24 protein-coding genes are annotated in these 22,518 nt (G+C 67.7%); 8 read left to right on the top strand and 16 right to left on the bottom strand.

Translation table 11 applies throughout. The features are described 5' to 3' along the window. Window positions 1-32 precede the first annotated feature (32 nt). From sodC to AC6LJ5_RS23140, 3 genes are all read right to left on the bottom strand, one after another. Window positions 33-560 carry a superoxide dismutase family protein gene (gene sodC / locus AC6LJ5_RS23150; protein WP_103271469.1) on the bottom strand — a complete coding sequence of 176 codons (528 nt, stop codon included), beginning with the start codon at window positions 558-560 and terminating at the stop codon, window positions 33-35. Between the two features lie 150 nt (window positions 561-710). Further along, window positions 711-1,679 (bottom strand): Bug family tripartite tricarboxylate transporter substrate binding protein, encoded by a 969-nt coding sequence (locus tag AC6LJ5_RS23145; protein WP_103271468.1) that lies wholly within the window; start codon window positions 1,677-1,679, stop codon window positions 711-713. Between the two features lie 168 nt (window positions 1,680-1,847). After that, the gene (locus AC6LJ5_RS23140) at window positions 1,848-2,567 is read right to left on the bottom strand and encodes a YggS family pyridoxal phosphate-dependent enzyme (RefSeq protein WP_103271467.1); all 720 of its coding nucleotides are present in this window, start codon (window positions 2,565-2,567) and stop codon (window positions 1,848-1,850) included. Between the two features lie 197 nt (window positions 2,568-2,764). Between AC6LJ5_RS23140 and AC6LJ5_RS23135 the strand changes: the two genes are divergently transcribed. Together AC6LJ5_RS23135 and AC6LJ5_RS23130 are read left to right on the top strand one after the other, a co-directional pair. Further along, the gene (locus tag AC6LJ5_RS23135; protein WP_103271466.1) at window positions 2,765-4,006 is read left to right on the top strand and encodes an aminotransferase-like domain-containing protein; all 1,242 of its coding nucleotides are present in this window, start codon (window positions 2,765-2,767) and stop codon (window positions 4,004-4,006) included. 188 nt (window positions 4,007-4,194) lie between these two features. Then, window positions 4,195-5,214 (top strand): amino acid ABC transporter substrate-binding protein, encoded by a 1,020-nt coding sequence (locus tag AC6LJ5_RS23130; protein ID WP_103271465.1) that lies wholly within the window; start codon window positions 4,195-4,197, stop codon window positions 5,212-5,214. 278 nt (window positions 5,215-5,492) lie between these two features. On the opposite strand, the gene AC6LJ5_RS23125 is transcribed toward AC6LJ5_RS23130, so the two are convergent. The 3 genes from AC6LJ5_RS23125 to dprA all read right to left on the bottom strand — a co-directional run bounded on the left by AC6LJ5_RS23125 (window position 5,493) and on the right by dprA (window position 8,190). Beyond that, window positions 5,493-5,954 carry a hypothetical protein gene (locus AC6LJ5_RS23125; protein ID WP_103271464.1) on the bottom strand — a complete coding sequence of 154 codons (462 nt, stop codon included), beginning with the start codon at window positions 5,952-5,954 and terminating at the stop codon, window positions 5,493-5,495. Next, on the bottom strand, window positions 5,951-6,859 hold the full coding sequence (locus AC6LJ5_RS23120) for a hydroxymethylglutaryl-CoA lyase (protein WP_103271463.1): 909 nt from the start codon (window positions 6,857-6,859) through the stop codon (window positions 5,951-5,953). The genes AC6LJ5_RS23125 and AC6LJ5_RS23120 overlap by 4 nt, the downstream gene beginning before the upstream one ends. 215 nt (window positions 6,860-7,074) lie before the next feature. Continuing rightward, window positions 7,075-8,190: a DNA-processing protein DprA gene (gene dprA / locus AC6LJ5_RS23115; RefSeq protein WP_498141731.1), complete on the bottom strand. Its 1,116-nt coding sequence runs from the start codon at window positions 8,188-8,190 to the stop codon at window positions 7,075-7,077. 219 nt (window positions 8,191-8,409) lie between these two features. Here dprA and def point away from each other — a divergent pair, with 219 nt between their 5' ends. Further along, window positions 8,410-8,922: a peptide deformylase gene (gene def, locus AC6LJ5_RS23110; RefSeq protein WP_103271461.1), complete on the top strand. Its 513-nt coding sequence runs from the start codon at window positions 8,410-8,412 to the stop codon at window positions 8,920-8,922. A 30-nt stretch (window positions 8,923-8,952) separates the two neighbouring features. Next, window positions 8,953-9,894 (top strand): methionyl-tRNA formyltransferase, encoded by a 942-nt coding sequence (gene fmt, locus AC6LJ5_RS23105; RefSeq protein WP_498141730.1) that lies wholly within the window; start codon window positions 8,953-8,955, stop codon window positions 9,892-9,894. 12 nt (window positions 9,895-9,906) lie between these two features. Here fmt and AC6LJ5_RS23100 read toward each other — a convergent pair whose 3' ends face one another. The 6 genes from AC6LJ5_RS23100 to AC6LJ5_RS23075 are packed head-to-tail and all read right to left on the bottom strand — an operon-like array spanning window position 9,907 to window position 13,428. Next, window positions 9,907-10,425 (bottom strand): class IV adenylate cyclase, encoded by a 519-nt coding sequence (locus tag AC6LJ5_RS23100; protein ID WP_498141729.1) that lies wholly within the window; start codon window positions 10,423-10,425, stop codon window positions 9,907-9,909. 40 nt (window positions 10,426-10,465) lie between these two features. Next, the gene (locus AC6LJ5_RS23095) at window positions 10,466-11,092 is read right to left on the bottom strand and encodes a pyridoxamine 5'-phosphate oxidase family protein (protein ID WP_498141728.1); all 627 of its coding nucleotides are present in this window, start codon (window positions 11,090-11,092) and stop codon (window positions 10,466-10,468) included. Between the two features lie 20 nt (window positions 11,093-11,112). Then, on the bottom strand, window positions 11,113-11,739 hold the full coding sequence (locus tag AC6LJ5_RS23090) for an HAD hydrolase-like protein (protein ID WP_103271457.1): 627 nt from the start codon (window positions 11,737-11,739) through the stop codon (window positions 11,113-11,115). Window positions 11,740-11,770: 31 nt separating this feature from the next. After that, window positions 11,771-12,352, bottom strand: a complete 582-nt coding sequence (locus AC6LJ5_RS23085; RefSeq protein WP_369869732.1) for a hypothetical protein — start codon at window positions 12,350-12,352, stop codon at window positions 11,771-11,773. Between the two features lie 34 nt (window positions 12,353-12,386). Further along, entirely contained in the window at window positions 12,387-12,971 is a 585-nt protein-coding gene (locus AC6LJ5_RS23080; RefSeq protein ID WP_103271455.1) for an LOG family protein, read from the bottom strand. Between the two features lie 46 nt (window positions 12,972-13,017). Continuing rightward, a complete protein-coding gene (locus tag AC6LJ5_RS23075; protein ID WP_392412940.1) occupies window positions 13,018-13,428 on the bottom strand; it encodes a winged helix-turn-helix transcriptional regulator in 411 nt (136 codons plus the stop codon). Window positions 13,429-13,508: 80 nt separating this feature from the next. Between AC6LJ5_RS23075 and AC6LJ5_RS23070 the strand changes: the two genes are divergently transcribed. Next, window positions 13,509-13,826, top strand: coding sequence for a DMT family transporter (locus AC6LJ5_RS23070; protein ID WP_103271453.1), 318 nt, complete (start codon window positions 13,509-13,511; stop codon window positions 13,824-13,826). 99 nt (window positions 13,827-13,925) lie between these two features. Here the strand turns inward: AC6LJ5_RS23070 and rimO are convergent, their stop codons facing one another. The 4 genes from rimO to AC6LJ5_RS23050 all read right to left on the bottom strand — a co-directional run bounded on the left by rimO (window position 13,926) and on the right by AC6LJ5_RS23050 (window position 16,936). Continuing rightward, window positions 13,926-15,242 carry a 30S ribosomal protein S12 methylthiotransferase RimO gene (gene rimO / locus AC6LJ5_RS23065; RefSeq protein WP_498141727.1) on the bottom strand — a complete coding sequence of 439 codons (1,317 nt, stop codon included), beginning with the start codon at window positions 15,240-15,242 and terminating at the stop codon, window positions 13,926-13,928. 79 nt (window positions 15,243-15,321) lie between these two features. Next, window positions 15,322-15,564, bottom strand: a complete 243-nt coding sequence (locus AC6LJ5_RS23060) for a helix-turn-helix domain-containing protein (RefSeq protein ID WP_498141726.1) — start codon at window positions 15,562-15,564, stop codon at window positions 15,322-15,324. A gap of 143 nt (window positions 15,565-15,707) precedes the next feature. After that, window positions 15,708-16,340 carry a LysE family translocator gene (locus AC6LJ5_RS23055; RefSeq protein WP_498141725.1) on the bottom strand — a complete coding sequence of 211 codons (633 nt, stop codon included), beginning with the start codon at window positions 16,338-16,340 and terminating at the stop codon, window positions 15,708-15,710. A gap of 140 nt (window positions 16,341-16,480) precedes the next feature. Then, on the bottom strand, window positions 16,481-16,936 hold the full coding sequence (locus tag AC6LJ5_RS23050) for a hypothetical protein (protein ID WP_498141724.1): 456 nt from the start codon (window positions 16,934-16,936) through the stop codon (window positions 16,481-16,483). 249 nt (window positions 16,937-17,185) lie between these two features. Between AC6LJ5_RS23050 and AC6LJ5_RS23045 the strand changes: the two genes are divergently transcribed. From AC6LJ5_RS23045 to AC6LJ5_RS23035, 3 genes are all read left to right on the top strand, one after another. Beyond that, entirely contained in the window at window positions 17,186-18,376 is a 1,191-nt protein-coding gene (locus AC6LJ5_RS23045) for an EAL domain-containing response regulator (RefSeq protein ID WP_103271449.1), read from the top strand. Beyond that, window positions 18,373-21,648: a hybrid sensor histidine kinase/response regulator gene (locus AC6LJ5_RS23040; protein WP_498141723.1), complete on the top strand. Its 3,276-nt coding sequence runs from the start codon at window positions 18,373-18,375 to the stop codon at window positions 21,646-21,648. The genes AC6LJ5_RS23045 and AC6LJ5_RS23040 overlap by 4 nt, the downstream gene beginning before the upstream one ends. A gap of 67 nt (window positions 21,649-21,715) precedes the next feature. After that, the gene (locus AC6LJ5_RS23035) at window positions 21,716-22,360 is read left to right on the top strand and encodes a response regulator (protein WP_103271447.1); all 645 of its coding nucleotides are present in this window, start codon (window positions 21,716-21,718) and stop codon (window positions 22,358-22,360) included. Window positions 22,361-22,518 lie beyond the last annotated feature (158 nt).

Below are 22,518 nucleotides of genomic sequence, written 5' to 3'. Positions count from 1 at the left end.
CGCCGGCGCGGCTTCCTGCCCGGCGCGGAGGTTCAGTGCACGACGCCGCAGACGATGCGCGCTCCGCCGCCGCCCAGCGGCGCGGGCGTGTCGCTGTAGTTGTCGCCGCCGGCATGGATCATGAGGCTGCGGCCCTTGAAGTCGCTGGCCTTCAGGCGTGGCGCAACCACGGCGCCGTGGACGCTGCCATCGGCGGAAACTTCCAGGCGGGGCAGGTCGCCCTGGTGGCCCTTGCCGACGGCGTGGCCCAGCTGAGGCCCCAGGTGATGTCCGTGGCCGGCCGGATCCCAGTGCCCGCCCGCCGCGCCGGCGGGCGTAGCCTTGCCGTCAACCACGGTCGGGCCGCAGTCGCCGTTCTGGTGCAGATGAAAGCCGTGCGGACCCGGCGGCAGGCCGCGCAGGTCCGGCGTCAGGCGCGCGCCGGCGGCGCTGTCCTCGATCACCACGGTGCCGGCAAGCTGGCCGATGCCTTCCGGCGTGACGTGCATCATCTGCACGGTGAAACTGTGGGCCGCGGCCGGCAGGGCCAGGGCCAGGGAAAGGAAAACGCGGGCTTTCATGAAGACTCCTGATTGATGCGCATCGTGCGATGGTTGCGGCGATTAGAGCCAGCGCATGAAAGCGGCGGAAGCAAGCTCAAGAGTTCATCAAAACGTCGGGACGAAAAAAAACGCGGCCCGAAGGCCGCGTCCCGTGTCATGCCGGCGCGCTCATTCGAGCTTGATGCCGGCCTTCTTGATCACGTCCGCCCAGGCGGCGCGCTCCTGGTCGGCATAGGCTCTGAATTCCTGCGCCGACAGCGGCATGGGGATCACGCCCATGTCCATCATCTTCTGCGACACGGCCGGGGTCTTGAGCGTGGCGTCCAGGTCGGCCGACAGCTTCTTGACCACGTTCTCCGGCACGCCGGCCGGCGCGACCAGACCCTGCCAGGCGTAGGCGGTGAAGTTGGCCACGCCCTGCTCGGCCATGGTCGGCGCGTCGGGCAGCACGGCGACGCGCGCGGGCGTGGCCGCGGCCAGCACGCGCAGCTTGCCCGCCTTCACGTTGGGCAGGCCGGCGGCCAGATCGATGAACATCACGTCCACCTGTCCGCCCAGCAGGTCCTGGATGGCTGGCGCGGCGCCCTTGTAGGGCACGTGCAGCAGCTCGGCGCCGGTGCGCTGCTTGAACAGCTCCAGCGCCAGATGGTGGGGCGAGCCGGCGCCGGCCGAGGCGGCGGTCAGCTTGCCGGGCTCTTTCTTGGCGGCCGCGATCACGTCGGCCACCGACTTGTACGGCGAGTTCACATTCACCGCCAGCAGCAGCGGGAACTTGGCGATGCCGCCGATGTAGGTGAACTTGGACGGGTCGTAGGACAGCTTGGCGTACAGCGAGGGGTTGAAGGCCAGCGTGCCCGAATCGGCGGTGCCGATCATGTAGCCGGACGGCTCGGCCTGGGACACGGCGGTCGCGCCGATGATGGTGGCCGCGCCGGGGCGGTTCTCGACCACGATGGTCTGGCCCAGCGGTTTTTCCATGCCGCCGGCGACCGTGCGCGCGACCACGTCGGCGCCGCCGCCGGCCGGGTAGGGCACGATCCAGCGGATCGGCTGGGTGGGCCAGGATTGGGCGCTGGCAGCAGTGGCGGCCAGGGACAGGGCGGCCAGCGCCAACAGGCGCTTCGCGTGCTTGTGCATGGGGTGTCTCCTCGTGCGGGATCGATATGGATGCGCGGGCGGGCGCCGCTTGGCGCGGCCGCGCTGTTTTGCGCCGCTATTATGCCTGCGCGTTTCGGCGCATGGTTGCGGTTTTTCAGGCGCTGCGGCGCGGCATCCGGCCGCCCGGGCGCGCGCGAGGAGGTCCGGCTATTGCGGCTCGGGATAGCTGCGGGCGCCGAAGACGGCCGTGCCGATGCGCACCTCGGTCGAGCCTTCCTCGATGGCCAGCTCGAAATCGCCGCTCATGCCCATCGACAGCCGGTCCAGCGACACGCCGGCGGGCAGGTCCAGCCGCAGCCGGTCGCGCAGTTCGCGCAATGCGCGAAAGCACGCGCGCACCTCGGCGGGATCGGGCGAGTTCACGGCCAGCGTCATCAGGCCGCGCACGCGCAGCGTGGGGAAGTCGGACGCGATGCGGCGCAGGAAGGCCGGCACGTCTTCCGGCGCCATGCCGTACTTGCTGGGCTCGCTGGAGGTCTTGACCTGCACCAGCGCGTCCAGCGTGCGGCCTTCTTGCGCCAGCCGGCGGTGCAGGGCCTCGGCCAGGTCCAGGCGGTCCAGTGATTGCACCTCGGTGGCGTCGCGCGCGGCGTCCTTGGCCTTGTTGGTCTGCAGATGGCCGATCAGCACCCATTGCAGCCCCTCCCCCGACAGGGCGGCCGCCTTCTGGCGGATTTCCTGCGTCTTGTTCTCGCCGAACCGGTTCAGGCCCAGCGCCATGGCTGCGCGGATGGCGTCGACGCCGAAGGTCTTGCTGACGGGCAGCAGCGTCACTTCCCCGGGGTCGCGGCCGGCGCGCTGGCAGGCCTGGGCGATGCGTAGTCGGATCTGGGCGAGGCGCCCGGCCATGGTGTCGGCGGCGGTCATGCAGGTCTCTGGAATATGCGATGTCCCATAGTTTAGGACTGTGGCGGCGGGTTCCGCTACACAGGGGCGGCATGACGTTGACCCTGTGCAATTCGCAGGCTTAGAATTTATCGGCATTTCTTTATGTCTCAAGGTTTCAAGCCATCCGGCGCCGCCCCGCGGGCGACACGGTCCTTCCTCCTGCCCATCGTCCCGCCATGTCCAGCGCAGCGCCCGAATACGCCTTTGCCACGCCCTTCCTGAATCCTCCCGCTTCGCCGATCCGCTCGCTCATGCCCTACGCCATGCGTCCGGGCACGATCTCGCTGGCCGGCGGCTATCCGGCGCCCGAGCTGTTCGATGTGGACGGCCTGTCGCTGGCCTCGTCCCAGGTCATGGCGCGCCTGGGCGCCTGCCTGCAGTATTCGAACATCGACGGCCAGGCCAGCCTGCGCCATGAGCTGGCGCGCCTGTCGGCCGCGCGCGGCCTGCGCTGCGACGCGGACACCGAGCTGGCCGTCACCGGCGGCTCGCAACAGGCGCTGGCGCTGCTGACGCGCGTCATGCTGCAGCCGGGCGACCACGCCATCATCGAGACGCCGGCTTTCCCGAATTCGGTGCAGGCGCTGCGCTATACCGGCGCCACCGTGCACACCGTGCCGTCCGGCCCGGAAGGCATCGACGTGGACGCGCTCGATGAGCTGGCCGCGCGCGTCAAGCCCAAGATCGTGTGCGTGGTGGCCTCGTTCTCGAACCCCTGTGGCGCGACGCTGACGCGCGCGCGCCGTCTGCGACTGCTGGAGCTGGCGGTCAAGCATCGCTTCCTGATCGTCGAGGACGATCCCTACAGCGAGCTGCGCTTCGCCGGCGAGGCCGTGCCGCCCATCGCCGCGCTGGCCGAGGGCGAGGCCCGCCACTGGGCCGTCTACCTGGCCAGCATGTCCAAGACCATGGCGCCGGGGCTGCGCATCGGCTGGCTGGTGGCCCCGCCCGCGATCCGCGGTCGCTGCGTCAGCGCCAAGGCGGCCGACGACATGGCCTGCTCGGCCTGGATTCAGGAAGTGGTGGCGCAATACCTGGCCAACGGTCGCTACGAAGAGCATGTGCCGCGCATCCGCGCCGCCTACGGCCTGCGCTGTGATGCGATGGCCGAGGCGCTGTCGCGCGAGCTGGACGGGCGCGTGCGCTTCAGCAAGCCCGAGGGCGGCATGTTCTTCTGGGCCCGCCTGACCGGCGAGATCGACGCCACGCGGCTGTTGCCCTACGCCATCGAGCATGAAGTCGTGTACGTGCCGGGCAAGGCCTTCTACGCCGACGCGGCGCGGGCCGACCTGCACGCCATGCGCATGTCCTTCGCCACCATGAACGAGGCTCAGATCGCCGAGGGCATGGTGCGGCTGGGCCGCGCGCTGGATGCCTGCGAGGCCAACGCGCCGGTGTCGATTTCGCTGGCGGCCTGATCCTTCGCAAACGCGCGCGGCGCGGCGGATCGTCGCCACGGTTTACTCTTGTTCCCGCCTGTCACGCTTCCTGCGTGGCAGGCATACCTAAATAAGCGGCCGTTATTTGTTGCGGGCGCCTTATGTCGATAAGCTTCGCGGCTTGGCGCGTTTCCGCGCCTCGCATCAACAGGACAGGAATCCAGGTCATGAACATTGCAAAAGGCTTGATCGGCGCGGCGCTCTTGGCGGCCGCGGCACAGGGCGCGCAAGCGGCCACGCTGGACGTGGTGCGCCAGCGCGGCGCCGTGACTTGCGGCACGACCACGGGCTTCGCGGGCTTTTCCGCGCCCGACGCGCAAGGCAAGTGGCAAGGGCTGGACGTGGACCTGTGCCGCGCCGTGGCCGCCGCGGTGTTCGGCGACGCCGACAAGATCAAGGTGGTGCCGCTCAATTCGCAGCAGCGTTTCACCGCCCTGCAATCGGGCGAGGTGGACGTGCTGACGCGCAACACCACGGTCACGCAGCAGCGCGACACCGCGTTGGGCATCATCCACGCCGGCATCAACTTCTATGACGGCCAGGGCTTCCTGGTGCCCAAGTCGCTGGGCGTCAAGAGCGCCAAGGACATCAACGGCGCCACTATCTGCCTGCAGACCGGCACGTCCAACGAGAACACGCTGGCCGACTGGGCGCGCGCCAATCACGTCACCTACAAGCCGGTCGTCATCGAGACTTTCAACGAAGTGGTCAACGCCTTCGCGGCAGGCCGTTGCGACGTGTTCTCCACCGACGCCTCGGGCCTGGCTTCGATCCGCATCTCCAAGCTGCAGAATCCGGACGATTACGTGGTGCTGCCCGAGATCATCTCCAAGGAACCGCTGGGCCCCTTCGTGCGCCAGGGCGACGACGCCTGGCTCAACATCGTGCGCTGGTCGCTGTCCGCCATGATCGAGGCCGAGGAATACGGCATCACCTCCAAGAACGTGGACGACCTGGCCAAGAACAGCGCCAACCCCAACATCAAGCGCATCCTCGGCGTCACCGCCGGCAGCGGCGCCAACCTGGGGCTGGACGAAAAATGGGCCTACCAGATCGTCAAGCAGGTGGGCAATTACGGTGAAAGCTTCGAACGCCACGTCGGCCAGGGCAGCCCGCTGAAAATCCAGCGCGGCCTGAACGCGCAATGGACGCAAGGCGGCCTCATGTACGCACTGCCGATCCGCTAGCCCGCCACGGCAAATCCGCAAGACAAAAACCGGCCTCATGCAAAACATGAGGCCGTTTTTTTTGACCTGATCGGTTTCCCACGCGGAAATGAACATCTGAGTCAGGCAACGCCCAATCGAGCCATCCCCTCCGCACGCCACCAGAGCCCCCCAATCGAGCCATTCCCTACGCAAGCCACCAGCGCCCCACCATCGGGGCAGCACGGATCCGGCTCCGCCGGTCCGTAGCTGCGCCCCCCTGGGGGGGAAGCGCGCAGCGCTTCGGGGGGGGGGGAGGATCAATACACTCTAGCAATCTTGACGAACGCCGCGCGCAGCTCGCGCGTGCCGCCCTGGAAGATCACCGGCCGGCCGCTGTGCGTGAAGATCACCAGCCGTTTGGAAAACAGCATGGGCACGAAGCGCGCCTGGCGCACGTCTTCCCAGGCCACTTCGCGGCGTCGGTACCAGCTCTGGCGCAGGCCGCGCTCGTCGATGGTGGTGATCGAGGTCTGCATGTGCCAGGCCACGAACAGCAGCGCGGCGAAGCACAGGCCGGCCAGCACGGCGGGCAGCGCCTCGAGCGCGTCCGGCGCGCCGATGGCGGAGGTGACCGCCTGCACGCCCAGCACCGCCAGGATCACCCAGGACAGGATGCGGACCCAGTCGGGCCAGGCCTGGCCCGACAAGGGCAGGGGCCCGATATCGCGCAGCAGCGCGGCGCGTTCCTCGGCGGTCGGCGCGCTTGCGTTCACGCTCATGCGGCGCGCTTGGCCGCGATGGCGTTGCCGGCGCGGCTGGATCCCTTGCGGTTCAGATGGCCGGCCATCCACTGGCCGATGTCCACCACGGCGTCGAAGTCCACGCCGGTGTCGATGTCCAGGCCGCGCAGCATGTAGAGCACGTCCTCGGTGGCCACGTTGCCGGTCGCGCCCTTGGCGTAGGGGCAGCCGCCCAGGCCTGCCACCGAGGTGTGGAAGATCGAGATGCCGGTTTCCAGCGCGGCCAGGATATTGGCCAGCGCCTGCCCGTAGGTGTCGTGGAAATGGCCGGACACGCGGGCCGGATCCACCACCCGCGTCACCGCGTCCATGACCTCGCGCACGCGTCGCGGCGTGCCCACGCCGATGGTGTCGGCCACGTCGATCTCGTCCACGCCCATGGCCAGGTAGCGCCGCGCCACATCGACCACGGCTTCCGGCGCGACCTCGCCCTGGTAGGGGCAGCCCAGCGCGCAGCTGATGCTGCCGCGCACGCGGATGCCGGCCGCGCGCGCCGCTTCGGCCACGGGCTCGAAGCGGGCGATGGATTCGGCGATCGAACAGTTGATGTTCTTCTGCGAGAAGGCCTCGCTGGCCGCGCCGAAGATCACGATTTCGTCCGCGCGGGCGGCCAGCGCGCCCTCGAAGCCCTTCATGTTGGGCGTCAGCACCGAGTAGATCGTGCCGGGGCGGCGCGCGATGCGCGTCATCACCTCGGCGCCGTCGGCCATCTGCGGCACCCACTTGGGCGAGACGAAGGAAGCCGCCTCGACATTGGGAAAGCCGGCGGCGGCCAGGCGGTCGATCAGCTCCACCTTGACGTCGGTGGGCACGAATTCCTTTTCATTCTGCAGACCGTCGCGAGGCGATACTTCGACGATCTTGACGCGGGAGGGCAAAGCCATGTCTCTTCCTGTATCGGTAAGGGCCAGCGCGGCCCGGGACCATATTACCGCGCATGAAACCGGCATGGTCCGGCCCCGCTAAATGCCGCTGATGCCGCGCGGTCAGGCTGTTTCCTGCGGGCTGGCATGGTGCGGGCATGGCGCGGATTTTCCGCGCCGGGCCGCGTGCGCGGCAGGTCTGCCGGGCGGCGGCGCATGCGTGGTGTCGCGCGGCCTCACTTCAAGCGCTGGTAGCGTCCGTCGTCGAGCCGCGCGACGCGCGACGCCAGTTCCAGTTCGACCAGCTGCGTTTGCAGGTCCGCGATGTCCAGGCCGCTGCGGGCCTGGATGGCGTCCAGGTGCAGCGGATCGAAGCCCATCGCTTCCAGCACGGGATGGGCGGGCAGCGGAGGGGCCGCCGATGCGCGCGAGGCCGGGCGCGACGGCAGTGGCGAGCCGCCCAGCTCGTCGGTGATGTCCTGCGCCGTCTCCACCAGCTTCGCGCCCTGGCGGATCAGCGCATGGCAGCCGCGCGACAGCGGCGAATGGATCGAGCCCGGAATGGCGAAGACCTCGCGGCCGCATTCGCCGGCCAGGCGCGCGGTGATGAGCGAGCCGCTTTGCCTGGCGGCTTCCACCACCAGCACGCCGCGCGCCAGGCCGGCCACGATACGGTTGCGCTTGGGAAAGTGCTGCGGCAGTGCGCCCGCGCCCAGCGGCAGCTCGGACACCAGCGCGCCATGCGCGGCGATGCGGTGCGCGAGTTCGCGGTGGCGGGCCGGATAGATGCGGTCGATGCCCGTGCCCATCACGGCGACGGTGCCGCCGCCCTGCGCGCCCGCGTCCAGCGCGCCTTCGTGCGCGGCGGCGTCGATGCCCAGGGCCAGTCCGCTGACCACGCGCCAGCCATGCGATGCCAGATGGCGGGCGAAGGCGCGCGCGTTTTCCTGGCCGCCGGGCGTGGCGCTGCGCGCGCCCACCACGGCCAGCGCCGGGCCTTGCAGGAAGGCCGGCTTGCCCGTGACCATCAGCAGGATGGGCGGATCGGAAATGGTCAGCAGGCTTTGCGGATAGCCGGGATCGGCCAGCGTCAGGATGTGGTGGTCCGGTGCCTCGGCCCATTCCAGGCTGCGTTCCACCTGCGCCTGCATGTCCGCCGGCATGGGCGCGGCCAGTTGGCGCGCCAGCGCCTCGGGCAGGTGGCGCGCCAGCGCCGTGGCCCGCTGTGCGTAGATCTGCTCGGGCAGGCCCAGCGCGCTGAGCAGCGTGCAGGCGGTGGCCGGGCCGACGTTCGGCTCCAGGGACAGGCGCAGCCAGGCGGACAGTTCGGCGGCGGTTTGGGTCAGGGGCATGGGCAGGGCGGATGCGGATTGCGGGCGAGGATGGGGCCAGAGTGTCGCATGGCGCGGCGCGGCCCGCCGGCCGGGGGTGGATCGAATCGCGCACCGCCCTTGCCCTGAAAACGGGGCCGAAGCCAAAGCGAACGCTGCGTTAGCCGAAAACTATTAGAAATCAATACTCTAATGAATTAAACTCATGTCAAAGCAATCAATCATTGGCGATCTTTCTTCATGGCTTTACTTCCCATCCTTCGCTACCCGGACCCGCGCTTGCACAAGAAAGCCAAGCCCGTGGCCGAGGTCGACGAGCGCATCCGCCAGCTGGCCCGCGACATGGCCGAGACCATGTACGATGCGCCCGGCGTGGGCCTGGCCGCCACGCAGGTGGACGTGCATGAGCGCCTGGTCGTGATCGACGTGTCCGAAGACGGCAACCAGCTGCTGACGCTGATCAATCCCGAGATCACCTGGCGCAGCGACGACTACAAGATCTACGAAGAAGGCTGCCTGTCGGTGCCGGGCATCTACGATGAAGTCGAGCGCGCCGCCAGCATCCGCTGCAAGGCGCTGGACATCGACGGCAAGCCCTTCGAGTTCGAGGCAGACGGCCTGCTCGCGGTCTGTGTGCAGCACGAGCTGGACCATCTGGACGGCAAGGTGTTCGTGGAATACCTGTCGAACCTCAAGCAGAACCGCATCAAGACCAAGCTGAAGAAGGCCGAGCGCGAAGCCGAGCGCGCCTGATTCCCCGTTTTCCTTTCCTGGTCCCTTCCCATGCGTCTCGTATTCGCCGGCACGCCGGAGTTCGCCCGCATCGCCTTTGACGCGTTGCGGGCGGCCGGCCATGACATTCCCCTGGTTCTGACCCAGCCCGACCGGCCCGCCGGTCGCGGCCTGAAACTCACGCCCAGCCCGGTCAAGCAGGCCGCGTTGGATGCCGGCATCGCCGTGGCCCAGCCGCGCAGCCTGCGACTCGACGGTCGTTATCCGGACGAGGCCGCCGAGGCGCAGGCGCAGCTGCGCGCCATCGCGCCCGATGTGATGGTGGTGGCCGCCTACGGCCTGATCCTGCCGCAATGGGTGCTGGACCTGCCGCGCCTGGGCTGCCTGAACATCCATGCCAGCCTCCTGCCGCGCTGGCGCGGCGCGGCGCCTATCCAGCGCGCCATCGAGGCCGGCGACGCGCAGACCGGCGTGACCATCATGCAGATGGACGCGGGCCTGGACACGGGCGACATGCTGCTGGAACGCGTGGTGCCGATCGGCGCCGAGACCAATGCCGCGCAGTTGCACGACGCGCTGGCCGAGGCCGGCGGCGAGGCCATCGTGGCGGCGCTGCGGGCGCTGGCCGCCGACGGCCTGCCGGCCCGCAAGCAGCCCGAGGCAGGCGTGACCTACGCCGCCAAGCTGGACAAGGCCGAGGCCGCGCTGGACTGCGCGCAGCCGGCGAGCCTGCTGGCCCGCCGCGTGCGGGCGTTCAATCCGGTGCCCGGTGCCAATATCCGCCTGCCCGGCCTGGACGATCCGGTGAAGATCTGGCGCGCCGAAGCCGTTCCCGCGCCGGCGGGCGCGGTTCCCGGCAGCGTGCTGCGCGCCGATGCGGATGGCATCGACATCGCCACCGGCGAAGGCGCGCTGCGCTTGCTGGAGTTGCAGAAGGCCGGCGGCAAGCGCCAGCCGGTGGATGTGTTCGTGCGGGGCTGGCAGCCGGCCTGAGGCGCGCCGATTTCACCGGGCCTGCGCGGCCAGCAGGTCCAGGTAGGCGCCGGACAGCAGTTGCGCGGGCTTCACGCCCAGGCTGGCCAGCAGGCTGTGCGCCTCGGCCATGCCGGTCTCCACGCTTTCATCTTCCCGCAGCACCACTTCCAGTTCCAGGAATTCCCCCAGCCCTTCGACGCGGTCCAGATGGATGCGGGTGCGTCCGGCCATATAGACGCACCGCTGCTTGCGCACCCGGCCGATGACGCCATAGGCCAGCAGCAGCGTCTCGCGCAGCATGTCGGGCGATGCCGTGGGCGAGATCACATAGAAGCTTTCCTTCGGGCCGGCGTCGTCGGCGCGGCGGTAGAAGATCAGCTCGCCATGGCCGTCGGCGAAGGCGCGCAGCTTCAACCTGCCTTGGGCGCAGGCGAAGAAGGTGTCGTCCTGGGCGATGGCCTGGGGCGGCTGGCCCGACAGCGCCGCCGCGATCGGCTCGATGGCGGCCAGGCTGTCGACGCGCGCCTTGATTTCCACGTTGCGGGCCATGCATGGCTCCAGGTTGGGGGCGCCGGGCCGCGCCCGGGTTTCAGTACAGCGTCTTGGCCACGCGCGCCGGAAAATCGCGGTCGTAGGCGACGCCGTCGAAGGTGCCGGCCGTCAGGTCGGACAGGATGCGGCCGGCGCTGGGCAGGGCGCTGCGCGGCACCTGGGTGGACGCGTCCCACAGGCGCGAGCGCAGCAGCGCGCGCGAGCACTGGAAATACACCGTCTGCACCTCGACCACCAGCACCGAGCGCGGCAGCTTGCCGTCCATGCCGAAGCGCTCCAGCAGCGCCGGATCGGTGCTGATGCGGCCCAGGCCGTTGACGCGCAGCGTCTCGCCCACGCCCGGCACCAGGAACAGCAGGGCGACGCGCGGGTCGGCCAGGATGTTGCGCAGGCTGTCGATGCGGTTGTTGCCGCGCCGGTCGGGCAGCAGCAGGGTTTTCTCGTCCTCGACCACGACGAATCCGGCCGGGTCGCCGCGCGGCGAGGTGTCCAGGCCGTCCGGTCCCGCCGTGGCCAGCATGGCGAAGGGCGAGGCCTCGATGAAGGCGCGGTAATGCGGGTGGACGTGGTCCACTTCCTTTTTCAGCGAGGCTTCGCCGGGTTCGCCGTACAGCGCTTGCAGGGCGTCGGGGTCGGTGACGAGATGGTCGGGATCAAGGCGCATGATGACGTGAAGGGCGAGGGTCAGGTCAGGACGGCGGGCAGTTCCGCCACGGTCAGCAGCAGTTCATCGGGCTGGCGTTCGCGCAAGGCGTCGACGTGGTTGTAGCCCCAGCCCACCGAGGCGACCCGCACGCCGGCCTTGCGCGCCGCTTCGATGTCGCGGATTTCGTCGCCCACCAGCAGGAAGCGTTCCGGGGCGATCCGGTGCCGTTGCAGCAGGCGGTCGATCTTGGCCGCCTTGCCGAACAGGTCCGTACCACATTCGTAGTCGTCGAACAGCGCGGCCGCGTGCGGCCCGAGCACGCGCTGCACGTTCTCGATCGAATTCGAGCTGACCACCGCCAGCCGCAGGCCGGCGGCCTTGAGCGTGGCCAGTACATCGACCATGCCGTCGAACAGATGCACGGATGGGTCGATGTCGCGCATCAGCTCGCGCATGTGGGTCATGATGGCGGGCAGCTTCCACAGAGGAATGCCCAGGTACTTCAGGATCGCCATCGGGTCGCGGTGGCGCAGCTGTTCGCGCTCGGTCGCGTCGATCTGGCGAAAGCCGTATTTCTCGGCCACGGTGTTCAGGACGGAGTTGAACCAGGGCATGGTGTCTGCCAGGGTTCCATCGAAGTCGAAGGCGGCGAAGTCGTATTTCAAGAATCGGATCCGGTGCCAGCCAGGCGTGGGGCTACTGGCCGTTGGGGTGTAGCAGATAGTGCGCGACCGGCGCCAGCGCTTCCAGCGGCGGCGCGCCGGCGACCGCGCGGCGCGCGTCGGTCCAGGGATAATCCAGCGCCGTCAGCCAGCCGAAGACCGCGCCGGCGTCGTCCGGCGGCAGCGTGACCATGGTCTCGATGGTGATGGTCAGGCGCTCGGCGCGATAGGGCTCGGCCTGGAAGTTCCAGTCGTAGCGGCCACAGCCGACGCGCACGGCGCCGCCGGCCTTTTCGGTCATGCCGACCAGCCAGTCGCAGCGGTACTCGGACAGCCGCTGGCCGGCCTCGGGGCGCGACAGGTAGAACGTGAAGACGTTGTCGTAGGTCTGGCCGAATTTGCGCACCAGCGTGTCGGTGATGGCGGCCAGGCCGTGCGATTCGGGCGGAAACGCGATGGCCTGCGTGCGCAGCGCCATCTTCAGCACGGCGTCGGGCGCGAATGCGCGGGCCATGTACAGCGGGCGGTTCTCGTCCTTGGCATGGAAGTAGTCGCGCAGGACGGATTCCGTGCTGGGCTGGGGCTGCGGAGCATGGGTCATTGCGTGGGTCTCCATGTCGGTGATGGCGGGACCGCCTGGTCCGGCCGCCTCAGGCGGCCTTGACCGGTTCGAACCACTTCGAGACAACCGGCGCCCGGTAGGCGGCGTAGCGGTCCAGCAGCGCGACGGGGTCCTGCTCGACCACCAGCATGTCGCGGTGCTGGGGGCGGATGAAGGATTCGGCCACGGCATGGTCCAGGAACCGGAGCATGGCGTCGTAGTAGCCGGCCACGTTGAGCAGGCCGCAGGGCTTCTCGTGCATGTTCAGCTGGGCCCAGGTCCAGACCTCGAAGAACTCCTCCAGCGTGCCGGCGCCGCCGGGCAGGGCGATGAAGCCGTCGGCCTTGTCGATCATCATGGCCTTGCGCTCGTGCATGGTCTGCACCAGGTGCAGCTCGGTCAGGCCGCGATGCGCGTGCTCTTTCTTGAGCAGCAATTCGGGGATCACGCCGATCACGCGGCCGCCGCCGGCCAGCACTTCATTGGCGACCTCGCCCATGATGCCGACCACCGAGCCGCCGTAGACCAGGCCGATGTCGCGCTTGATCAGCTCGCGCGCCAGCGCGCGGGCCTGTTCGATGTAGTCGGGGCGGTTGCCGGGATTCGAACCGCAATAGACGCAGAGATTCTTCATTGTTCTGTCCGGAAAAGCGATAGTTTACGCAAGGTCGCGCGACGCTTCAGCCGGGGGCGGGGCGGTCTGGTCCCGCCGCCTGCCGGGCGTCGTGCCTGCCTGCCGCGGCCAGCAATTCCTGGTGATGGGTCTCGGCCCAGCGATCCAGCGCCAGCAGCGCGACGTTGAGCGAGCGGCCCAGTTCGCTCAGGCGGTAGCGCACGTGCGGCGGCACCGTGCGCAGATCCTCGCGCAGCAGCAGTCCGTGGCGCTCGAGATCGCGCAGGGTCTGCGTCAACACCTTCTGCGAGATGCCGTCGAGCCGGCGCAGCAATTCGCCGTTGCGCAGGGGGCCGTCGGCCAGCGCCGGCAGCAGCAGCGGCACCCACTTGCCGGAGATCAGTTCGAGCGCGTGGCGGGAGGGGCAGGCGGCGTTGAAGACGTCGGCGGTCGGCGCGGGCGTTGAGGGCGTGTCCATCGTTACCAGAAAGTGCGTACTGTTCCGCGCCCACTATAGCCCGTAAGCTGGGCGGTCCGAAGTCTGCACAGGAGGCCGCGATGGCCTGGTGGTTGTTGATCGCCGCGAGCGCGGCGGAAATCGTGATGGCGCTGGCCTTGAAGTACGCGCAAGGCTGGACGCGGCTGTGGCCCGGCGTGCTGGGCGTGGCGGCGGCGTTGGGCAGTGTGTTCCTGCTGACGCTGGCGCTGCGGCAGCTGCCGGCGGGCACGGCCTATGCGGTCTGGACCGGCATCGGCGCGACCGGCATCGCCGTGCTGGGCATCGCGCTGTTCGGGGAATCGGCGTCGCTGGCGCGGCTGGCCTGCATCGCGCTGATCATCGGCGGCGTGGCCGGATTGAAGGCGTTGGAAGGCTGAGGGCGGAAGCGCTGCCGCCGCTCATGTCGCGGCACGCGCGCCAGGGCCGACAGGCGCGGCCACGGCGCCGCAAGAGGATGCCGTGGCCCGCGTGCATGCTTACAGCTTGTCGGCCCAGAGGTCGTACTCGTCGGCGTCGGTGACGCGCGCGCGCACCAGGTCGCCGGGCTTGAGCGGTTCGTCCGAGCTGACGTAGACGCAGCCGTCGATCTCGGGCGCGTCGGCGCTGCTGCGGCCCACGGCGCCGTCTTCGTCGACCTCATCGATCAGCACGTCGATCTCGCGGCCGACCTTGGCCTGCAGGCGGCTGGCGGAGATGGCCTGCTGTTGTTCCATGAAGCGTTCCCAGCGTTCCTGCTTGACCTCGTCCGGCACGGGGTTGTCCAGCAGGTTCGCCGGCGCGCCTTCCACCGGCGAATACTGGAAACAGCCGACGCGGTCGAGCTGGGCTTCCTGCATCCAGTCCAGCAGGTACTGGAAGTCTTCCTCGGTCTCGCCGGGGAAGCCGACGATGAAGGTCGAGCGGATGGTCAGGTCCGGGCATTCCTCGCGCCAGCGCTTCACGCGCGCCAGCGTCTTGTCCTCGAAGGCCGGACGCTTCATGGCCTTCAGGATGCGCGGGCTGGCGTGCTGGAACGGAATGTCCAGGTACGGCAGCACCTTGCCTTCGGCCATCAACGGAATGATCTCGTCGACGTGCGGGTAGGGATACACATAGTGCAGGCGCGTCCAGACGCCCATTTCGGACAAGGCCGTACAGAGTTCGGTCATGCGGGTCTTGACCGGGCGGCCGTTCCAGAAGCCGCTGCGGAACTTCATGTCCACGCCATAGGCGCTGGTGTCCTGCGAGATCACCAGCAGTTCCTTCACGCCGGCCTTGACCAGGCGCTCGGCCTCGCTGAGCACGTCGCCCACCGGACGGCTGACCAGGTCGCCGCGCATCGACGGGATGATGCAGAAGCTGCAACGATGATTGCAGCCTTCGGAGATCTTCAGGTAGGCATAGTGGCGCGGCGTGAGCTTGACGCCTTGCGGCGGCACCAGGTCCAGGTAGGGATTGTGGTCTTTCTTGGGCGGCGCGGCATTGTGCACGGCGCGCACCACTTCTTCATATTGCTGTGGTCCGGTCACGGCCAGCACGCTGGGGTGCACGTTGCGGATCACGGACTCTTCCACGCCCATGCAGCCGGTGACGATGACCTTGCCGTTCTCGGCCAGCGCTTCGCCGATGGCTTCCAGCGATTCGGCCTTGGCGCTGTCGATGAAGCCGCAGGTGTTGACGACCACGACATCCGCGTCGTTGTACTCGGGCGTGACTTCGTACCCTTCGGTGCGGAGCTGGGTCAGGATGCGTTCGGAGTCGACCAGGGCTTTCGGACAGCCCAGGCTGACGAAGCCGACTTTGGGGGAAGACATGGGATACCTCGGTGGGCGCTGCCGGCGCCGATGATCAAATAGTGCGCAATTTTAGCGCGGCGGGGCAGGGGGCGGTATTTTACCGGGTCGGGGCGCTTGGCGCCGACGGGCAGGCCTGTTTCATGTGGAATTTGATCGTTTCGATCGGGTTGGGGGCTTTCAGCGGGAAGTGACCGGCCTCGTAGCGCTCGATCAGACTCGAAAGCACGTCCAGTTTGTCGCTTTCTGCCGTGCCAGGCGACGGATCGGCGTCCACGAGCGTGGAGGCCACCTTCAGGGCCGCGGCGTCATCCTGCCTGGTCCGGATCGGATGAATGTCCATGCTTGTCATCCCATGCAGCGGTAGGGAGCGTGTGTGCTGACGACTTTCGCCGGCGGAAGTCGCGTTTCCGCGACTCTACCGCGTGCCGTTCGTCAGAGCGACAGAGAGAATGAACAGCTTGGTCCGATTTTGATCTCGGCGCCTCACGGCGCCCCGCGCCGATACAGCGCCAGCGTGGCGGCCAGGCCCATCATCAGGCTGCCGCAGACGCGGTTCATCCAGCGCAGGCCGGCGCCGCGGAAGGCGCGCACCAGCTGCGCGCCCAGCGTGGCGTAGGCCAGCATGGTCGCGACGTTCATCAGCGCCAGCACGGCGGCCAGGGTGGCGTACTGGGCGAACAGCGGCGCGGCGGGATTGATGAATTGCGGCAGGAAGGCGGACATGAACAGCAGCGCCTTCGGATTGGTCAGCGCCACCATGAAGCTGCGCAAGCCCAGCTTGAAGCCGCTGGCATGGCGCGCGCCGGTATCGTCGGCCGGCATGACGAAGGCGGCGTCCGAGCGCAGCATCTTCCAGCCCAGCCAGGCCAGGTAGGCCGCGCCAACCCATTTGACCGCCTGGAAGGCGACCTCGGACGCCGCCAGCAGCACGCCCAGGCCGGAGGCCACCGCGCCTACCAGGATCATGTCCGCCAGCACCGCGCCGGCCATGCCCCAGCAGGCGACGCGCACGCCGTGGCGCGAGCCGTTGCTCATGGCCAGCAGCACGGTGGGGCCGGGGGTGACGATGGCGACGGCCGAGGCCAGGATGAACAGCAGCAGGGTGGCGGTGGACATGAAGGGGCTCCGTGGCAGGCGGTCAGTGTGACGCCGCCGGCGCGGTTCGTCCAGCGGACTGACGATCGTGCGCGCAGCGCGGCGCCCGGTGCGCGGCATCGTCCATGTCGACAGACGGTAGGATCACGATGCGCCTGGAGTCAGTGTGCGCTTCGCGGAGCGTGCCCGTATTTCGTCGCGTCATGGGTTGGCGCGCCGCCGCTGGCGACGAGCAGGCGGCGTTCCATGCGCGCCAGCGCCGACAGGGCGGCCAGGATCACCCGTGGATGCGCCGAGCCCTGCAGGCAGATGTCCGCGTCGGCCAGCATGAGCCTGGCAAGGTCGGCCGGACCGGCGTCGTCGTTCACCAGCGCGACCACGCCGGACACCTGCGGACAGTGCGGTATCGCGAAGAAGCGCTGCAGCCAGGCCGATTCGCCCTCGACCAGCAGATAGTGCCGGCCCGGCGCGCCGGCGCGCGCGTACAGGCTGGCCTGGGTTTCGGCATAGAAGCAGATGGCGGAAACGGAATCCCGGATGCTGGCCGCCAGGCGTGCGGCGCGGTCGATGTGCTGGGCGTGCACATGCAGGGTATGCAGGAAAGCGAAATGAGTCACGGGGCGAAGGGAAACAGACGGGATACGGCATTGTCCGAACGCGACAACGGATCCGGGAATCAGACGGTTCCTAAAACCCTCCCGGAGCACCCATGGGTGAATGAGAGAATCAATTCGGAAACGTCTGATATTCCTTGGCGTGGCATCCCGCTCTAATCACTCCCTTGCTGACCGCCGACGCGTGTGCGCCTGTCCTGCCGGGCCTGTTTCGCTCCCACGGGTAGCAGCGTCCCAAGGAGATTACGAATCATGCTGTCTTATCGCGTCTTGATCGTCGATGATCAGCTATTGCAACGCGAATATCTGAAAAGCCTGTTCATACAGGCTGGCATCGCGCAGGTGGATACGGCCGAGAACGGCTGTCACGCCTTGAGCCTGCTGGAGCAGCAGCGCTATGACCTGGTCCTGAGCGATCTGCTCATGCCCGAGCTGGACGGCGTCCAGCTGATTCAGCGCTTGTCCACCTACGAGGCGCCGCCCTTGCTGGCGGTGATCAGCTCGTCTCCCAAGCGCCTCATCTCCGGCGCCAGCCTGGTCGCGAAGACATTGGGCATGCGGGTCATCGATCAGTTGTCCAAGCCCGCCCAGCCGCAAGCCATCATCGCGCTGGTGGCCAAGTTGAAGGCAGCCTCGCGGCTGAAGGCCGAGTCGCTGGTGTCGGGCCAGGTGTTCGATCGTTCCGCGTTGCAGCATGCGCTGGCCTCGGGCGAGGTGCGCGCTTGGTTCCAGCCGAAGATGCGCATCGCCGACGGCTCGGTGAGGGCGGCGGAGGCGCTGGTGCGCTGGGTGTTGCCCGATGGCAGCGTGCTGCTGCCTGGCCAGTTCCTGCCAGCCCTGATACTGGACGAGCTGGAAGATGAGCTGCTATTGTCGATGCTCGCACAGACCATTACCGCTCAGCATGTGTGGCAGCAGCATGATTTCCGTATGGAGGTGTCGGTCAATCTGCCGACGCACCTGTTGCAGAATGCCGACCTGCCGGATCGTCTGTACGACCATGTCATGCGCCTGGGCGGCACCCCGCAGGACATCTGCTTTGAACTGACCGAGGGTTCGACCACGGATGCGATAAGCGACTATTACGCGGGCGCCTGCCGCCTGCGCATGAAGGGATTCGGCCTGGCCCAGGATGATTCCGGCCAGGGTTACAGCTCGGTGTTCAACCTGGTCTCCACGCCCTTCACCGAACTCAAGATCGACCGTTCCCTGATCAGCCGCTGCACGGCCGATGAAGGTGCCCAGGCCGCCGTCGAGAGTATCGTCTCGCTGGGCCGGCGCTTGGCCTTGAACGTGGTGGCCGAAGGCGTCGAAACCTGGGAGCAACTGGCCTTGTTGAAGAAACTGCAGTGCGATATGGCGCAAGGTTTCCTGATATCCCGCGCGCTGACCCCGGAATTATTGCTGGGCTTCCTGAAACGGAATCCCATCGTCTCCCGATGATCCGCGCCACCTCCCGGCATTCGCGCATCGCCTCCATCGGCGACCTGGCGCGGGTTTCGCTGCGCATGCAGGTCCTGTTCATCGTCACGCTGATCCTGGCCATCATCATGCTGGCCCTGTGCTACTGGATGATCAGCAGCCTGATCAACGTCGCCAGCACGGATGCGCGGCAGCACTTCCAGAAGCTGGCCTACAACCTGCACGGGCAGGAGTCTTTCCTGGCCCGCGCCATCAAGAATGAAGCCACCCGGCTGAGCCTGACCTTGGCGCAGGGCGGCCCCGCATCGTTCGAGCTGATCGACAGCGACGCCAGCACCTATACCTACGAAGGCCAGAGCGGGAGCCTGGCGATGCCGTACATCATCAAGGTCAGCCGCAACGATTCGGCCACTGGCGGCGACTACAGCCGGCGGTTGCAGACCGTGGCGGCCGGTCTGTCGAACCTCTACGGGTCCTACCGCAGTCCCTGGCAGCAGCCCGGGATGCAGGTGTTCCTGCTCGACCTGAACAGCCCTCTCAGCATCTCCGTGCCCTGCTCCGAGGATTCCATGACGGATGATGTGCATCGCTGGTGGCGCTGTCCGCTGTCGGCGAACCGGGTGCGGGAATTGATCTATACCCAGACGGCGAAAGTCAGCCCCAGCGGGCTGCGATGGATCAACGTCAACCTGCCGGGCAGCGGGCAGGACCGGATCGGCTACATCATCTACAGCGCGATTGAATTGCCGGATGCCTTGTGGGCACCCGAGACTCCCAAGCGCAATCTGGTGCTGGCCACGTTTTTCGAAATGCGCGACGTGTACAACGGCGACGCCGCATACGGCCGGACCTATTTCCAGTACCTGGGCACCACGCCCGGCCTCGCCCCCGCGTCCGACGGCCCCCACGAGCATGGCGCGCTGGAAGAGGTGGACAGCAATGTGCGCTTTGGGCGGGAAGGGGTGCTGATCGACACCTGGTGCCAGGATGGCTGGGCGGCGGGCTATCTGGTTCCCTATGATCGGTTCTTCGAGGCCGCCCGCTGGCAGCCGCTTTCGTTTGTCGGCTTGCTGCTGCTCTGCGTGGTTGGCAGCATTGTGCTGTATCGGCGCCATAGGAACCTGGTGGTGCGGCCGGCCCAGGCCAGTCACGAACGGGTGGTCGAAAGCGAATCCTTCAACCGCGCCGTGATCGACGCGGCTCGCGTTGCCGTCTGCGCGCTGCGCATTTCCGACCAGCAGGTCGTCGCCAAGAACCAGCTGGCGGAGCAATGGCTGGGGGACGTGGAAATCGTCAGGCAGCTGGCCCTGGCGCCGGACGGCGCTGTCAGCGATGTCGAGATCAATGGCCGGCACCTGAGCTTCATCGCTTCGCGCCTGACCTACCGGGGCGAGGAGGTCATTCTTGCCACCTTCAGCGATATCAGCGACCACAAGCGCGTGCAGGCCGCGCTGGCGCAGGCCAAGCGCGCCGCCGACGATGCCAACGCGGGCAAGACGGTGTTCCTGGCCACCATGAGCCATGAGATCCGCACGCCGCTCTACGGCACGCTGGGCACGGTGGAATTGCTTGGCCTCACGCCGCTGACCAATCTGCAGCGCGGCTATCTGCGCACCATACAGACCTCGTCCGCCGGCCTGCTCAACGTGATCAACGATATCCTGGACGTCTCCAAGATCGAATCGCGGCAGATGACGCTCAAGGACCAGCGCCTGGATCCGGCCGCGCTCACCGAGGAGGTAATGCAGGCATACGCGGCCACCGCCGACGCCAAGGGCCTGCAGTTCTTCGCCACCATCGCCACGGACATTCCGGTCTATGCGCACGGCGACGCCCTGCGCATCAAGCAGGTGCTGAACAACCTGGTCAGCAACGCCATCAAGTTCACCGAGGCCGGCTGGGTGCGGATTGACCTGGTCAGGGCTGGCGAGGCGGACGGCGGCGCCGTGCTTGAATGGCGTATCGCCGACACCGGCCTGGGCATACCCGCGAGCCAGCAGCAGATGCTGTTCCAGCCGTTCTACCAGGCCCATGGTTCGTCCGGCCATGCGATGCCCGGTACCGGGCTGGGGCTTTATATCTGCCACAGTCTTTGCGAGCTGATGCAGGGCAGCATCACGCTGGACAGCAGTCCGGGCCGGGGCAGCACGTTCATCTTCCAGCTGCCGCTGCGGGTGACGGCGGACGCCGCGCGCCTGGCCGGTGGCGGTGAAATCGCGCCCACGCCCGCGGTATGGGTGCGCGCGCCGGTCGCCGACGTGGCGCAGGACACTTGCGCGTGGCTGGCGCTGGCCGGCGCCAGCGCGCGGCCCATCCACGGCAGCAGCGTGCCCGCCAAGCGGGACGGCATCCTGGTGGAATTGCTGCCCGAGCGGCTGCCGCCGATCGAATGGAATGGGCCGCGGGTATCGTGCATTCCAGACGGACCGGACAAGCCGCAATGGAGCCTGTCTGAAATACATGTCACCAGCCATCTGCGGCACAGCATCGTTGAAGCGGTCGCGCTGGCGCAGCGCGAGCGGCCGTCGGCCGAGTTGCCTGCAACCGAAGCGGACGGGGACGATGGCCATGGCGGGTCCGAATACCGGCCGGACGCTGGTTTGCGGCGGCTGGGGCTGCGGGTGCTGGTGGCCGAGGACAATCCGGTCAACCGGAATCTGCTGGTGCGCCAGCTTGAGGAGCTGGGCTGCGAGGTCACGCTGTGCGCGGACGGCGTGGAGACGCTGGCGCGCTGGAGCGCTGACGAATTCGACGTGCTGGTCACGGACATGAACATGCCGTTGATGAACGGCTATGAACTGGTGCGCACGTTGCGCGCCCGCAGCACCAATGCGCCGATCATCGGCTTGACGGCCGACGCGCTGCAGGCGCAACGGGATGCCGGTTTCGCCGCCGGCCTGAACGCATGGGTGGTGAAGCCGGTGGACCTGCGCACGCTGCATGATGCGCTGAGCACCGCCTGCGCGAGAATCATCGGCTCCAAATTCGCCGGACCGCCGCCGCCGACCAAGCCCAAGGAGCTCTTCGACAGCCATTTGCGCGCGGCCTTCAATACCACCATGCGCGAGGACATGGCGTCGATGCGGGCGGCCCTGGCCGCGCGCGACGCGCCCGCGGCCGTCGCGACCCTGCACCGGATGCGCGGATCGCTGGCGGTGATGAACGCCGAGGACATCGCGCGGTTTTGCGGCGTGCTGGAACAGAAGATCGCCGAGGAAGGAATGACAGCAATGCTCGAGAACGCGGTCAAGAGCACGCTGGCCCAGTTGACCGAAAGATTCACGGAGTTGTAGCCCCCGGGCCCTGCCCGGAAAGATCGCAGGAAGCCTTGTCGAAAGCATCAAAATGGGAGCAAAAAGAATGACACGAATCCTGCTGGCCGATGACCATCAAGTGGTAATCCTCGGCGTTCGCAATGTGCTCGAAGGCGCCGGCCGCCACCAGATCGTCGGGGATGCCACCAATGCCGCGGAGTTGATCCGCAAGACGCGCGAGCTGGCGCCCGACGTCATCATCACCGACTACAACATGCCGTCCGAGGATGGCTACAGCGACGGCTTGGCGCTGGTGCAGTACCTGCGCCGCAACTTTCCCGACGTGCGCATCCTGATCCATACCATGATCACTTCGCCAGTGATCGTCGCCAGCCTCTATGAAGAGGGCGTCAGCGGCGTCGTGTTCAAGAGCCGCGATCTGGGAGAAATCCTGACGGCCCTGGACACGCTGGAGAGGAATCAGGTGTATCGCAGCGGGCCCCATTCCCTGGCGGCCTCCTTGCCTGGCGCCCCGCAGGACGCGGCCACGCGGATCGGTCGCCTTTCGCCCAAGGAGCTGGAGGTGCTGCGGCATTTCCTGGCGGGCACGTCGGTGGGAGAGATCGCGCGCATCATGAATCGCAGCGTCAAGACGGTCAGCACGCACAAGGTCGCCGCGATGCGCAAGCTGGACGTGGAAACGGATCACGAGCTGGTGATGTTTGGCGTCAATTACGACCTTTTCAAATGACGCGTGCGTCTGAAGTCCTGTCGTTGTTCCGTGGCGGGAGCGAGGGCATCGAGAGGGAGCTTTTCTCATGAATCGCAGTTTTCCCCGTCGCCGTTTCCTTGGCCTGACGCTCGCCGGCCTGGCGTCGGCGCTGCCGCCTGGCGAGAGCCGGGCGGCAG

This window comes from Achromobacter sp. 1011791174 (assembly GCF_059760925.1).
This window is presented reverse-complemented; position numbering and strand designations above follow the sequence as displayed.

Excerpts from the sequence above, each read along its gene's own strand:
- rimO (WP_498141727.1), bottom strand. The coding sequence starts at position 15,242 with ATGTCTTCCCCCAAAGTCGGCTTCGTCAGCCTGGGCTGTCCGAAAGCC.
- AC6LJ5_RS23035 (WP_103271447.1), top strand. The coding sequence starts at position 21,716 with ATGACACGAATCCTGCTGGCCGATGACCATCAAGTGGTAATCCTCGGC.
- AC6LJ5_RS23055 (WP_498141725.1), bottom strand. The coding sequence starts at position 16,340 with ATGTCCACCGCCACCCTGCTGCTGTTCATCCTGGCCTCGGCCGTCGCC.
- sodC (WP_103271469.1), bottom strand. The coding sequence starts at position 560 with ATGAAAGCCCGCGTTTTCCTTTCCCTGGCCCTGGCCCTGCCGGCCGCG.
- AC6LJ5_RS23135 (WP_103271466.1), top strand. The coding sequence starts at position 2,765 with ATGTCCAGCGCAGCGCCCGAATACGCCTTTGCCACGCCCTTCCTGAAT.
- AC6LJ5_RS23140 (WP_103271467.1), bottom strand. The coding sequence starts at position 2,567 with ATGACCGCCGCCGACACCATGGCCGGGCGCCTCGCCCAGATCCGACTA.
- AC6LJ5_RS23070 (WP_103271453.1), top strand. The coding sequence starts at position 13,509 with ATGGCCTGGTGGTTGTTGATCGCCGCGAGCGCGGCGGAAATCGTGATG.
- fmt (WP_498141730.1), top strand. The coding sequence starts at position 8,953 with ATGCGTCTCGTATTCGCCGGCACGCCGGAGTTCGCCCGCATCGCCTTT.
- AC6LJ5_RS23125 (WP_103271464.1), bottom strand. The coding sequence starts at position 5,954 with ATGAGCGTGAACGCAAGCGCGCCGACCGCCGAGGAACGCGCCGCGCTG.
- AC6LJ5_RS23045 (WP_103271449.1), top strand. The coding sequence starts at position 17,186 with ATGCTGTCTTATCGCGTCTTGATCGTCGATGATCAGCTATTGCAACGC.
- AC6LJ5_RS23145 (WP_103271468.1), bottom strand. The coding sequence starts at position 1,679 with ATGCACAAGCACGCGAAGCGCCTGTTGGCGCTGGCCGCCCTGTCCCTG.
- AC6LJ5_RS23060 (WP_498141726.1), bottom strand. The coding sequence starts at position 15,564 with ATGGACATTCATCCGATCCGGACCAGGCAGGATGACGCCGCGGCCCTG.
- AC6LJ5_RS23075 (WP_392412940.1), bottom strand. The coding sequence starts at position 13,428 with ATGGACACGCCCTCAACGCCCGCGCCGACCGCCGACGTCTTCAACGCC.
- dprA (WP_498141731.1), bottom strand. The coding sequence starts at position 8,190 with ATGCCCCTGACCCAAACCGCCGCCGAACTGTCCGCCTGGCTGCGCCTG.
- AC6LJ5_RS23085 (WP_369869732.1), bottom strand. The coding sequence starts at position 12,352 with ATGGAGACCCACGCAATGACCCATGCTCCGCAGCCCCAGCCCAGCACG.
- AC6LJ5_RS23100 (WP_498141729.1), bottom strand. The coding sequence starts at position 10,425 with ATGGCCCGCAACGTGGAAATCAAGGCGCGCGTCGACAGCCTGGCCGCC.
- AC6LJ5_RS23130 (WP_103271465.1), top strand. The coding sequence starts at position 4,195 with ATGAACATTGCAAAAGGCTTGATCGGCGCGGCGCTCTTGGCGGCCGCG.
- AC6LJ5_RS23040 (WP_498141723.1), top strand. The coding sequence starts at position 18,373 with ATGATCCGCGCCACCTCCCGGCATTCGCGCATCGCCTCCATCGGCGAC.
- AC6LJ5_RS23095 (WP_498141728.1), bottom strand. The coding sequence starts at position 11,092 with ATGCGCCTTGATCCCGACCATCTCGTCACCGACCCCGACGCCCTGCAA.
- AC6LJ5_RS23080 (WP_103271455.1), bottom strand. The coding sequence starts at position 12,971 with ATGAAGAATCTCTGCGTCTATTGCGGTTCGAATCCCGGCAACCGCCCC.
- AC6LJ5_RS23120 (WP_103271463.1), bottom strand. The coding sequence starts at position 6,859 with ATGGCTTTGCCCTCCCGCGTCAAGATCGTCGAAGTATCGCCTCGCGAC.
- def (WP_103271461.1), top strand. The coding sequence starts at position 8,410 with ATGGCTTTACTTCCCATCCTTCGCTACCCGGACCCGCGCTTGCACAAG.